The organism is Advenella sp. EE-W14 (assembly GCF_012923605.1).
GTDB classification, from domain to species: domain Bacteria; phylum Pseudomonadota; class Gammaproteobacteria; order Burkholderiales; family Burkholderiaceae_B; genus Advenella; species Advenella alkanexedens.
In genome coordinates this window covers 82,706-94,856 of sequence record NZ_JAAVNG010000005.1, presented here as the reverse complement: position 1 = coordinate 94,856, position 12,151 = coordinate 82,706, and the positions used below count along the sequence as shown (strand labels likewise).

General features: G+C 49.7%; 14 protein-coding genes. 4 read left to right on the top strand and 10 right to left on the bottom strand.

Annotated elements, in window-relative coordinates:
* Position 1: 1 nt before the first annotated feature.
* The 6 genes from phnG to gor all read right to left on the bottom strand — a co-directional run bounded on the left by phnG (position 2) and on the right by gor (position 5,635).
* The gene (gene phnG, locus HCX92_RS02180) at positions 2-445 is read right to left on the bottom strand and encodes a phosphonate C-P lyase system protein PhnG (protein ID WP_248289975.1); all 444 of its coding nucleotides are present in this window, start codon (positions 443-445) and stop codon (positions 2-4) included.
* Positions 426-1,163 carry a phosphonate metabolism transcriptional regulator PhnF gene (phnF, locus tag HCX92_RS02175; protein WP_169293281.1) on the bottom strand — a complete coding sequence of 246 codons (738 nt, stop codon included), beginning with the start codon at positions 1,161-1,163 and terminating at the stop codon, positions 426-428. Before phnF ends, phnG begins: the two co-directional genes overlap by 20 nt.
* 44 nt (positions 1,164-1,207) lie before the next feature.
* The gene (gene phnE / locus HCX92_RS02170) at positions 1,208-2,002 is read right to left on the bottom strand and encodes a phosphonate ABC transporter, permease protein PhnE (protein ID WP_169293280.1); all 795 of its coding nucleotides are present in this window, start codon (positions 2,000-2,002) and stop codon (positions 1,208-1,210) included.
* 64 nt (positions 2,003-2,066) lie between these two features.
* Positions 2,067-3,062, bottom strand: a complete 996-nt coding sequence (phnD, locus tag HCX92_RS02165; RefSeq protein WP_169293279.1) for a phosphonate ABC transporter substrate-binding protein — start codon at positions 3,060-3,062, stop codon at positions 2,067-2,069.
* A 116-nt stretch (positions 3,063-3,178) separates the two neighbouring features.
* Positions 3,179-4,027, bottom strand: a complete 849-nt coding sequence (gene phnC / locus HCX92_RS02160) for a phosphonate ABC transporter ATP-binding protein (protein WP_169293278.1) — start codon at positions 4,025-4,027, stop codon at positions 3,179-3,181.
* Positions 4,028-4,279: 252 nt separating this feature from the next.
* Entirely contained in the window at positions 4,280-5,635 is a 1,356-nt protein-coding gene (gene gor / locus HCX92_RS02155) for a glutathione-disulfide reductase (protein ID WP_169293277.1), read from the bottom strand.
* Positions 5,636-5,915: 280 nt separating this feature from the next.
* Between gor and HCX92_RS02150 the strand changes: the two genes are divergently transcribed.
* Positions 5,916-6,407, top strand: coding sequence for a C40 family peptidase (locus HCX92_RS02150; RefSeq protein ID WP_169293276.1), 492 nt, complete (start codon positions 5,916-5,918; stop codon positions 6,405-6,407).
* 114 nt (positions 6,408-6,521) lie between these two features.
* Here the strand turns inward: HCX92_RS02150 and HCX92_RS02145 are convergent, their stop codons facing one another.
* Positions 6,522-7,058, bottom strand: a complete 537-nt coding sequence (locus HCX92_RS02145; RefSeq protein WP_169293275.1) for a VOC family protein — start codon at positions 7,056-7,058, stop codon at positions 6,522-6,524.
* A gap of 200 nt (positions 7,059-7,258) precedes the next feature.
* On the opposite strand from HCX92_RS02145, the gene HCX92_RS02140 reads away from it, so the two are divergent.
* The 3 genes from HCX92_RS02140 (at position 7,259) to HCX92_RS02130 (ending at position 9,339) form a co-directional block, all read left to right on the top strand.
* On the top strand, positions 7,259-7,705 hold the full coding sequence (locus tag HCX92_RS02140) for a MarR family winged helix-turn-helix transcriptional regulator (RefSeq protein WP_169293274.1): 447 nt from the start codon (positions 7,259-7,261) through the stop codon (positions 7,703-7,705).
* A 73-nt stretch (positions 7,706-7,778) separates the two neighbouring features.
* The gene (gene thiD, locus HCX92_RS02135; protein ID WP_281421620.1) at positions 7,779-8,588 is read left to right on the top strand and encodes a bifunctional hydroxymethylpyrimidine kinase/phosphomethylpyrimidine kinase; all 810 of its coding nucleotides are present in this window, start codon (positions 7,779-7,781) and stop codon (positions 8,586-8,588) included.
* A gap of 73 nt (positions 8,589-8,661) precedes the next feature.
* Positions 8,662-9,339 (top strand): protein-L-isoaspartate O-methyltransferase, encoded by a 678-nt coding sequence (locus tag HCX92_RS02130; protein ID WP_169293273.1) that lies wholly within the window; start codon positions 8,662-8,664, stop codon positions 9,337-9,339.
* On the opposite strand, the gene rfaE2 is transcribed toward HCX92_RS02130, so the two are convergent.
* Genes rfaE2 through HCX92_RS02115 form a run of 3 tightly spaced genes read right to left on the bottom strand, consistent with a single transcriptional unit; the run spans position 9,336 to position 12,061 of the window.
* Positions 9,336-9,845: a D-glycero-beta-D-manno-heptose 1-phosphate adenylyltransferase gene (gene rfaE2, locus HCX92_RS02125; RefSeq protein WP_169293272.1), complete on the bottom strand. Its 510-nt coding sequence runs from the start codon at positions 9,843-9,845 to the stop codon at positions 9,336-9,338. The genes HCX92_RS02130 and rfaE2 overlap by 4 nt on opposite strands.
* A 15-nt stretch (positions 9,846-9,860) precedes the next feature.
* The gene (ubiB, locus tag HCX92_RS02120) at positions 9,861-11,435 is read right to left on the bottom strand and encodes a ubiquinone biosynthesis regulatory protein kinase UbiB (protein ID WP_211182224.1); all 1,575 of its coding nucleotides are present in this window, start codon (positions 11,433-11,435) and stop codon (positions 9,861-9,863) included.
* Positions 11,432-12,061: an SCP2 domain-containing protein gene (locus HCX92_RS02115; protein ID WP_169293271.1), complete on the bottom strand. Its 630-nt coding sequence runs from the start codon at positions 12,059-12,061 to the stop codon at positions 11,432-11,434. Before HCX92_RS02115 ends, ubiB begins: the two co-directional genes overlap by 4 nt.
* Positions 12,062-12,151 lie beyond the last annotated feature (90 nt).

The following is a 12,151-nucleotide window of genomic DNA, read 5'->3' as shown; positions in this document are numbered from 1 at the left end:
TTTAATCTCCGCGAACCATCGTAAAGAAACTGACCTTGGAAGCGGCTACCTCCGCTTCTCTTTGCGAACGTTTCTGCTGTTGCTGCAGCTGTAGCGGCTGTATTAAGGTTGCCATCCAGTGCGCCTGATCATTGCCTTGCAAATGGGCATCGGCCAGGGCCGCCAGTTCGGCATGCCGTTTATTGCGCCCCGTAATGTAGCTGTATCCGGTACTGCCCTCATCCAAACGGACCACGCAGCGGGTCACCGTCATTTCACCGACATTGAAAGCCTGTCCGGTGCCACCGGTGCGTCCCCTTACCATCACCATGCCGGTTTCAGGCGCACGGATTTTGCGATAGGCACTACGGGTCAATTCTGTTTCAAAAGACATCAATGCATCTCCGGCCCTGGCCAGTACCTGCATCCATTGCTGGCGCAACGTTTTATTTGCTTGAGCTGTCATGCTCGTTGACTCCATTAATAAAAACCTGATATTGAAAATGATCGGCACGACTGACACTGAAGGACAACTCCATGGGTCTGTCATGTTGATCCTGGGATAAGGTCAGAATAGTCAGTACCGGCTGTTGCTGGGACATCAGCAAGCGGCTGGCTTCATCTACCGTGGGCATGCGGGCACCGATCAGGCTGAATTTACGGGAGAGTTCACACCCCCGCTCTTTCAGGTAAGACCGCATTGATCCTTTGGCATAATCTTTTAATAAAAAACCATAGCGCGTTGAAAAGTGATGGCTGATCAGACTGACCGGCTGCTCTTCAATAAACCGGAGGGTTTTGTACTCAAGCACATCTTCCCCATCGCGCAGTTCAAGATGCTTGATTTCATCTGCGCTGGGGCTGCGCTGGTAAACCTTAAGCAAACGGGCTTTGGCGCTATAACCCATGGCACTGAGCGCATCGCTATGCGCACTGTTGGCCTGGACCGGATAAGGGATGGGGCGGTTCAGCACTTGGGTTCCCTTTCCCTTGATACGTAAAACACAGCCTTCCTGCACCAGCACCTCCAGCGCCCGGCGTACCGTATGCCGATTCACGGCAAAACGTCTGGCCAAAGGCAGTTCACCGGGCAGGAAATCACCTGCCTGATAAATGGACAGCTCCGCCCTGAGCGTGGCTGCCAATGTCAAATAAACCGGACCTTCCTGTCTATACAAGTTCATGTTTGAAAACGGGCAGTTTCTACCTGCCCCTTATCCCTTAAAGCTTAAATAAAGAAACGGCGTAATCGCTGGGAAATCATGTCGATCACGCTAACCGCGACAATAATGATCAGCAGGATGGCTGCACTTTGGCCAAACTGAAAACCACGAATTGCCTCCCACAGCAAGACCCCGATACCACCGGCACCCACCATCCCGACCACCGTAGCCGAACGTACGTTTGACTCAAAGCGGTACAGCACATAGGAAATCCATAAGGGCATCACCTGTGGAATGACACCAAAGATCACTTCCTGCAAGGCACTGGCACCCGTGGCCCGCACGCCTTCAACCGGACCGGGATCAATCGATTCAACCGCCTCGGCGAACAGCTTGGCCAATACCCCTGTAGTGCCCAGAAAGAGCGCCAGGGTGCCCGCAAAAGGCCCAAGCCCTACCGCCACCACAAACAGCATGGCAAACACCATTTCATTGATCGAACGCAAGGCATCCATCAGACGACGTACAGGCTGGTTAATCCACCAGGGCACTATATTGGCTGAAGACAGAATGCCCAGTGGAATGCCGGCAATCACCGCCAGCACCGTTCCCCATACGGCAATCTGAATCGTGATGATCATTTCATGCAGATATAAACGCCAGTCGGTAAAGTCGGGGGGGAAAAAATCCGCGGCAAACTCTGCCATGTTTCCGGCATCTTTCCACAGCTGGGCCGGATTCATTTCAGCGCCTTGCCAGGACCATGCCAGGATCACCAGGAACAGCCCCCATCCCAGCAGGCTTAACAGGGATTTACGCGGTGGCTTTTGTAAATTTACTTGTGAAGTAAGTGTTGTCATATCTTTTCTGTATTTGTAGTGCATGGCACCAGGCCACGCACCTTTTCAAATCCTGCAACGGCAATCAGGACTGTTTTGCTTCCAATGCTTTCAGGCTGGCGGCCAGTTTCTCCAGATCCTCATCCAGTTTTTTCAGCTGGGCCTGTTTATCGGCTTCTGACAGTTTCCCGTCAGCAGCCACCTGGTTACGCTGTTTGAACAGTTCCAGCTGACGGATCGGCAGCAACTGGTCATTGCTGGAAGGTTTGAACTTGGCCCAACTCAGCCCATTCAGCACCGCCAGCTCTTCCGGCTTGTCGCCATAGGTATCAAAAAACTCAGTCACTTTGGTTTTGACCTCTTCAGGCAGGTTCTTACGCCATACAATCGGGTCAGAAGCAATTAATGGAGAGCGCCAGATTTCCTTGATTTGTGCCGCCTTTTCAGGGTTTGAAACTTTCAGGCGATCCAGGCTTTCGGTGTTGTTGGTCGCGACATCAACCTGCTTATTGGCTACCGATAAGGCATTGATTTCGTGATTGGCATTAACCGTGCGTTTGAAAATCTTGTTGGGATCAAGATTGTTCTGGGCAAAAACGTAGTAGCCAGGCACCAGAAAACCGGAAGTGGAGTTTGGGTCACCATTGCCAAAGTTCAGGTTTTTGGCATTCTTGATCATGTCTTCCACATTATTGATCGGGCTGTCTTTATGCGCGATCAACAGGCTCCAGTAACCCGGTTTGCCGTCTTTATCAACCGTTTGGTAAATCACTTCACCATTGGCGCGGTCTACCGCTTCCATGGCCGATTTATTGCCATACCATGCAATATCAACCTTATCAAAACGCATACCCTGGATAATGCCGGCATAATCAGGGGCAAAGAAAGCCTTGATTTCATAACCGGTTTTTTTGGACATATCGGCCAGGAACGGATCCCACAGCTGTCTTAAGTTTTGTGAAGACTCGGTGGAAATAATACCGAAGTTGATTTCTTGTTTGTCTTGGGCATAGGCGACACCTGCCGTCAAAGCGGTTGCCAAAAGGGAAACTCCCACACGTTGGTAAATGGATTTAAGCATTGTTTATCTCTGGTTTCAGGTTTGCAATAACAAATGATTGGGTTTACAAAGGGATATAGCCATTGCAGGCTTTCGTTTTCAAATTAATTTAAATTTGAATTTTTAATGGTTTCAGGTCAAGCCACCTTGCGTTCCACTTGCCTGAACATGGGCTCATGCCGTTCTTCTTTGTCTGCCTGATGATCGGAAAACAATAAGCTCGTACCCAGTTCAGCGCCATACAGATCATTCAGGAAATGATTGGTCAAACCACTGATTGGGCCATCAAAGTGCTTTTTGCCATTTTTCAGGGCAACCGCATGCTTGCAGTACTTGACGGCATAATCCACCTGATGCAATGTGACAATGACGGTTTTTCCATCTTTTTTATTAATATCGGCCAGGGCATCCATCACGTTGCGGGCCGACTCCGGATCAAGCGAAGCAATAGGTTCATCAGCCAGTATGATTTCTGCCTGCTGGCAAAGCGTACGGGCAATCGCCACCCGTTGCTGCTGTCCTCCCGACAATGTTGAGGCACGCCGGTAAGCATGCTCAAGCAGACCCACGCGTTCAAGCGAACGCAAGGCTCGTTCTTTTTCTTCAGCATTAAACAATCCCAGCGTGCCACGCAGACGGGACATGCGGCCCAGGCAGCCCAGCAATACATTTTGCAGTACGCTAAGGCGGCCAACCAGATTGAATTGCTGAAAAATATAGCCAATATCAGAACGGATACGACGCACGTCACGGCTTAAATGACCATCGCCCTGAACCTGTTGACCCAGTGCATGAATGCTTCCGCCCGTTGCGCGATCGGCACAGGCCAAACCTGACAAATGGCGTAATAATGTTGATTTGCCTGAACCCGATGCGCCAATCAGTGCCACCATGGCACCTTTGGGAACATTCAGTTCCATATTGAATAAAACCTGTTTGGAACCAAATGTTTTACTCAGGTTTTGTACTTGAATCGCTGAAGCCATTTTCCTGCCTTTTTACAAAGGATTAATTCGAAAGATGGCTGCATAATAAAGCGGTGATATGACAGGAGCGTTAATGATCTATGACAAAATTGCAATATTGCGCTTTATCCGCCCTCCAAAAACCAGACAAGTTCCCTTCTGTCAAAAGTGCTTTTATCTATATAATAAAAAAGGAATTACCGGTTTTCGGCAATTCCTTTCTGGCAAAAAACTAGACAAGTTAAATGCAGCAATAATTTGATAACCGCGTGATTACCCTCGCATGGTCACGAACTCTTCGGCAGCGGTGGGGTGAATGCCTATGGTACTGTCAAACACGGCCTTGGTCACTCCTGCCTTCACCGCAACGGCAAAACCCTGGATGATTTCACCGGCATCATCGCCCACCATATGCATGCCCACGACTTTATCGGTCGCCACGTCTACGATCAGCTTCATGAAAACACGCGCGCTACTGCCACTAAGCGTATGCTTGAGCGGGCGGAATTCGGAACGGAACACTCGGATCTGGCCGAATTTTTCGCGTGCATCTTCTTCCGAATAACCGACGGTTCCGATATTGGGGTGGGTAAACACCGCCGTGGGAATATATTCATAGCTCATTGTTTTCTGTTTTTTGCCAAACAGATCATCCACCAGCACCATGGCTTCGGCAAGGGCTACCGGTGTGAGCTGAATCCGGTCTGTCACATCACCCAGGGCAAAAATGGAAGAGATTGAAGTTTGATAACGTTCATTCACCTTGATCGCCCCGTTTTTGGCAATTTCCCCGCCCAATGCTTCGAACCCCAAGCCCTTAATATTGGGCGCACGTCCCGTTGCATAAAGAATCTGGTCTGTCAGCAACACGGAACCATCTTCAAGGGTTGCTTTCAGGCCTTCACCGGTTTTTTCAATTGACGCAATATTGGCATTGACCCTGAGATCCACACCGGCCTTGCGCATTTCACCGGCTACAAAATCACGGATTTCACGATCGAAACCACGCAAGACCTGTTCAGAACGATAAAGCTGGGTAACGTGCGCACCCAGGCCATTGAAAATAGAGGCGAATTCACAGGCAATATAACCGCCCCCCACGACCAGGAGGCGTTGTGGAAACTCGGGCAAGTCAAAGATCTCATTAGATGTGATCACATATTCCTTGCCTGGCACATCCGGCACGGCAGGCCTGCCCCCGGTCGCAATCAGGATGTATTTTGCCGTATAAGACTGGCCATTATCGAGCGTGACGGTATGCGGGTCTTGCAGGGTTGCCCAGCCACGGATCAGTTCCACCCCGGCACCCTTGAACAGATTTTCATAAACCCCGTTAAGACGACTAATCTCTGTTGCCCTTTGCCGCTTCAGGGTTTCCCAGTTAAGCACCGGTTTTTCGCCTTCCCAGCCATATCCATGCGACTCTTCAAATGCCTCGGCGTAATGCGCCGCATAGCTGTACAGTTTCTTGGGAATGCATCCCAGGTTCACGCAGGTACCCCCCAGAGGAGCCCCCTCAGCGGTGGCAACCCGCGCCCCTGTCTGAGCCGCCATACGCGCAGCCCGAACGCCACCACTTCCGGCACCAATTACAAACAAATCGAAATCAAAAGTATTCTGTTCACTCATTGCTGTTTCCTACGTTAATCATCCGGTTCATTATACGTACTTTATATTAACCTCATGATTAACGGCAAATACCGGCTCGTCCACCCGACAAAACCTGCCACGGCTTACTTCGCGTTACGGTGCGGCTTGCCGGATTCATTTATTACATTAAAGAAATTCCATAATGAGTTGTTTTAAAACAATATATTTTAAATAAATACCTGATTGGCGCGCCAAAGTCTTTATCAACACCTTATTGCCTGCGATACTGTCAAAACACTTTCTTGCAAAAGGAGAGTTTATGCCCTTCCGTTTTTTGTTTTCCGCACTCATTGGCACCCTGCTCCTGGCCGGTTGTTCCAGCAGCCCCAAGCTGGCGGGATCTTCCCAATACGCCAGTGTTGATCCGGCCAAACGGCAACCCCTGATGAAAAACGCCCTGTCTTATATTGGCACACCCTATCGCTATGGTGGCAATCATCCCGAAGAAGGTTTTGATTGCAGCGGTTTTGTCAACTATGTATTCAATAAAACCGCCAAGGTTCAGCTGCCCCGCAAAACCTCAATGATTGCCGGTGTTTCCAGACCGGTCCCCAAATCAGCCCTGAAAAGTGGCGATCTGGTTTTTTTCAACACATCGGGTCCCTACACCCACATGGGAATTTACATTGGCAACAACCAGTTCGTCCACGCCCCATCAAGCCGCAATAATGGCAAGGTCAGAATTGACTCTTTAAACAGTCGCTACTTTGCGCAACGCTTTGCCGATGCGCGCACACTGTTTGTCCAATAGAAAAAGCCCGCTGACATGAAGTATCCAACGATGGGTTCACTTCAATAAGGCGGGCTTTTGCCACAAAGGTTAGCGCATGGCGACACTTGATGGTATCGCCATAAAACCGGAAGACTATTGCTTGAATTCAGGTTCGTGCAACCAGGCTGCGTGTTTGGGTGCCTTTTTGGTTTTTGACCACTCTTCCAGCATGTCCCATTTCACCTCATCCAGTTTACGGTCCATTTCAGGCGTGGCGGTTTTGGCGGCCAGCTCCAGGCGGTGACCGTTAGGATCACGGAAATAAATGGATTTGAAAATCACGTGATCGGTCACACCAATCACCTCGATACCCTTGGCCTGCAGGCGTGCCTTGGTTTCCTCGAGCTCCTGGACGCTCTCAACCTGGAAAGCAATATGCTGGACCCAATCGGGGGTATTGGGATCACGACCCATTGGAGGAGAATTGGGCACCTCAAAAAATGCCAGGATATTTCCGTTACCGGCATCCATGAAAATATGCATGTAAGGATCCGGGGCCTTGGTTGAAGGCACTTTGTCTTCTGCAATCGCCAAGACGAAATCCATACCCAGGTTTTCTTTATACCAAAGTACGGTTTCTTTTGCGTCTTTGCAGCGATAAGCAACGTGATGAATTTGCTGGATAGCCATGATGATTTGCCTCTGAAAATGTTATCGATATATTCGTAAACAGCCAAATTAGTAACTATGGTTACCATTAAACTATTGTTTCCACACCATGTCAACAATAATTTAATAAATATCAATTATTTATTAAATTATTGTTATTTATTAGGTATCATAGAATTAATATTTTTTGTTACCATACTCAATTATCCCATTTTTCCGACATGAATTTGAACCTGGACGATTTTCTTCCCTACCAGATCAGTGTCCTGGCTGAGCGCGTCAGCCAGGCCATTGCACCTGTTTATCAGACACGTCATGGTTTAATGCGCGATGACTGGCGTGTGCTGGTTGCCCTCAATCAAGGCAAACACATGCGGGCCACCGACATCGCCCTTCACGCCAACCTGGATAAAATGCAGGTTAGCCGTGCCATTGCACGACTGGAGGAAAAAAAACTGCTGGACAGAACCGTTGATGAACATGACAAGCGCAACCTGATCATTTCGGTCACCCCAAAAGGGCGCGCCATTTACCAGGAAATTGCGCCCGGCATGCTGGCACGCAACCAATTTTTGCTGGATTGCCTGCAACCGGATGAACAAGAACAGCTGAAAAATATCCTGCAATCCATCCAGCAACGGGCCGAACAGCTGATCAGGCAAGGCTAGTCAAACAAACCGTCCCGGAATTTAAGTTATTATTGTTGGCATTCTTCATTAATATAAATAATACGGACTGGACTTGATTAACAATACACTTACCATTGCCGGAATGGACCCATCCGGCGGTGCCGGCATACTCGCCGATACCAAAGCCATGAGTGCGCTGGGTACCTATGCCTGTGCGGTTGTCGCTGCCCTGACCGCACAAAACACGCAAGGCGTGACCGGTGTACAGGCAATCAGCCCCGAATTTGTCGCGCTGCAGCTGGATACCCTTTTTCAGGATGTCCGCATTGACGCAGTCAAGATAGGCATGCTGGGACATGAAAAAGTCACCCTGACAGTGGCTGAGAAACTGGCCAAATTCAAACCTGAATACATTGTGCTTGATCCGGTCATGGTGGCAAAAAGCGGTGATGTACTGCTGGAAAAAAATGCCATTCATGCATTAAAAGAAGCCTTGATTCCGCTTTCCACCATGATAACGCCCAACCTGCCTGAGGCCGGTGTCCTGCTCAATGCCCGTGCGGCCGAAACGCTAAAGGAAATGTACCGCAGCGCCGAAAAACTGCGCAAACTGATGTCTGACCGCGACAACAAATGGGTCTTGCTTAAAGGCGGACACCTTCCCGGTAACGACACCATCGACCTGCTGTATAACGGTGACAAAATGCTGGAACTGCCCGGTCAGCGCATTGCCACCAAAAACACACACGGCACCGGCTGCACGCTATCAGCGGCCATTTGCGCCCTGTTACCGCAACGCAAAAACGTCCCTGATGCCACGCAACAGGCCAAAGAATATCTGCTGGCCGCCATTGCCAAAGCCAATCTTCTTACGGTTGGCAGCGGCCATGGCCCCGTGCAACATTTTCATGCATGGTGGTAAGGAATACGACAAAACCCTAATGATCTTAGTACAATAGGTCCAACTTTCATTTAAATGATTACAAGTAGCCAATATGAATGCCCCAACATCTTTAATTGAACAAAGCCGCTTTAATATGGTGGAACAGCAAATCCGCCCGGCCAATGTTTTTGACAGCGCGGTACTTGACGCCATGCTTTCATTGCCACGCGAAAACTTCGTTCCCGAACGCTACAAGAATCTGGCCTTTTCCGACATTGAAATTCCTTTGGAAGTCAATGGAATTGATACCCACGAAACCATGCTGGCCCCCAAACTTGAAGCCCGTCTGGCACAAGAGCTTCAATTAAAGCCCAGTGACGCCACACTGGAAATTGGCACAGGTTCAGGCTTTCAGGCTGCCCTGCTCAGCCGTTTGTGCACCCAGGTTCTCAGTATCGAAATCGACACGCATATTGCCGCTTTCGCCAAAGAAAACCTGCAGCGTGAAAAAATCAGCAATGTCAATGTTGAAATCGGTGATGGTCGCACGGGCTGGGGCTCTGCCGAGTTCAATGCCATTCTGGTTACCGGCTCTTTGCCCAACATCCCCGACTCCCTGAAATATCAGCTTGCTATCGGTGGCCGTCTGGTTGCCGTGGTCGGTCAGGCTCCTGCCATGACCGCATTACGGATTACCCGTACCACCGCTGCCTCCTTCGAAACCGAATCCCTGTTTGAAACCTATATCAAACCACTAAGCGGCACAACGGTTTCACATTTCAAATTCTAGCCATCCGCTTCAGGTGCCTGCCCTGCTTCCCTGATTTTTTTGACCAGGGAAGTGGTGGAGCGCTCAAATTCAAAGGGAATCGCAATTGCTTTGCCACCCCAGCTTTTCACCATTGCCGTTTCGGGCAATTTTTCCATATCATAATCACCTCCCTTGACAATAATGTCAGGCTTGAGCTGTGTAATCAGCTCCAGTGGCGTATCCTCAGAAAAATGGGTAACCGCGGTTACACAGGCCAATGCCGCCAGCAGGGCCTCACGATCCTCTTGCCTGTTTAAGGGACGATCAGGAGCCTTGCCCAGGCGTCGCACCGACTCATCAGTGTTGACCGCCACAATCAGCGTTGCGCCCAGTTGTGCCGCCTGGTCCAGGTAACTGACATGACCGCGATGTAAAATATCGAACACGCCATTGGTAAACACCAAGGGTCGCTTGAACTCACCCTTTTCCACGGCCCGCACGCACTGCTCACGGCCAAGTATTTTCTTCTCAAAACGAATCGCCATTCTTGCCTCGTATCCTTATTTATTGAACAGGCCGGCATTGACCGCCAGCCACAAGAAAAGAAATGCATTCAAGGCCAGCACCATGCCGACAACCATGAGCACCTGTTTGGTTTTTTTCTGTGTATGATTCAGTTTTTCCAGTTCTTTCCTGATTTGTGGATGACTGTGATCCCGGGCCAGGCTGGCATGCACCAGACGGGGCAATTCCGGAATAATTTGTGACCATTGAGGGGCTTCATGCTTGATGCGCTCAATAAGCCCTTTAGGACCAATGCGGTTCCACATCCATTTTTCAAGGAAAGGCTTGGCCGTTTTCCATAAGTCCAGTTCGGGATCCAGCTCACGGCCCATACCCTCGACATTTAACAGGGTTTTTTGCAGCAGGACCAGCTGGGGCTGGATTTCAACATTAAAACGGCGTGAAGTCTGGAACAGCCGCATTAATACCTGACCCAATGAAATTTCGGCAAGGGGTCGGTCAAAATGCGGCTCACAGACGGCCCGGACCGCTGCCTCAAGCTCTTCCTCACGCGTATTGGGGGGAACCCAGCCCGATTCAATATGCAACTGTGCCACGCGGCGGTAATCGCGTTGAAAAAAGGCCAGAAAATTCTGTGCCAGATAATTTTTATCAAACTCTGACAAAGACCCCACAATACCAAAATCAAGCGCAATGTATTTACCCAGGGAGGCAGGATGGTCAGACACCAGGATATTGCCCGGATGCATGTCCGCATGGAAAAAACCATCCTCAAACACCTGGGTGAAGAAAATTTCCACCCCCATGCGGGCCAGTTTTTTAATATCCACACCGGCATTTCGCAAGCGGTCAATCTGACTGACCGGAATCCCATCCATCCACTCCATGGTAAAAACCGTTTTGGACGTCAGGTTCCAGATCACTTCGGGCACCAGAATCAGCTGGCTTCGCTCGGGATCGGTAGAAAAATTACGTCTCAACTGACTGCAATTGGCCGCTTCCACCTGCAAATCCAGCTCATCATGCAGGTATTTGTCAAATTCAGCAACCACTTCCTTGGGTTTCAGACGTTTCCCGTCTGCCAGCAGTTTTTGTATGAGGCCGGCAAATACCCGCATAATGGCCAGGTCTTTTTCAATGACCTCCAGCATACCAGGTCTTAGCACCTTGACCGCCACCTGCCGTCCATCATGTAATACGGCCCGGTGAACCTGGGCAACCGAAGCCGAAGCAACCGGTACAGGATCAAACCGGGCAAACAGTTGATCGGGGGACTTGCCAAAAGCCTTGGTAATACTTTCGATCGCCAGTTCCGATGAAAACGGTGGTACCCGATCCTGCAAGGCGGACAACTCATCAGCGATGTCATGGGGAACGAGGTCGCGCCGGGTCGACATAACCTGTCCGAATTTAACGAATATTGGCCCCAATGATTCCAGCGCCAGACGCAAACGTTCACCACGTGGTTTTTTGTATGTACGTCCAAAGCGAACGATTTTCAATAACCGGGTCGCAATGGGGTGATTGATACCACTTAAAACCAGTTCATCCAGACCATAACGAAATGAAATTAAAATAATCCTGAGCAGACGAAAAAAAGTCATAATCATGAAATGCCCCGGTCACTTCGTTTGTTTTGCAGTGCCCGGATCCTTTTTTGCAAATCATCCAATTGCTGATTTTTTTCTCGCAGCTGTTCCTGCAGACCTTCAAAAGCGGGGTGGGACAATAGAATCCGCGCTTCTTCAGACAGGTATTCACTCATATTTTCCGTGCCCCGACGCGCCAGTTCCCGGGCATTTTCCCGGACAAAACCAAAACCCTTCAGCAGCCGTTTGGCCAGAATGGGGCCAACCATGCGCGTTAAGTCATGCTCGATATCCCAGCGTAAGTCACGGGCAAGATCAGACACCAGTTGCGCCAGACCGGCATCTCCCTCGAGGTGCAGCAAGGAAGACAAAAGCTGCGGATTATCACGGTTACGGATTGCATCGGGCAACTGGCTGAGTTTATCTTCAGACAAGGAAAGACTGACATTGGGAACAACCGCAGCATCAGCCACGCTTAATGAGCCGTCATAATGCAGGGTATACAGAAATGAGAACCGGGCGATATTGATCCGCACGGTTTTGCCAGCATGAGCGGCAACCTTATCCTTGGCCCATGGCTCTCGGTTAAGTAAAGCATTGAGCAGGTTAACGGAAACCTGATTAGGATGAAGAAACAAGGGGAACATTTGATGTGTCCGGCAGAAAAACAGTTTGGCAAACAAACTTCAAGTTTACCTTTTTTTGTCAGGGCCCTGCCATAAACCTGACCCGAACCG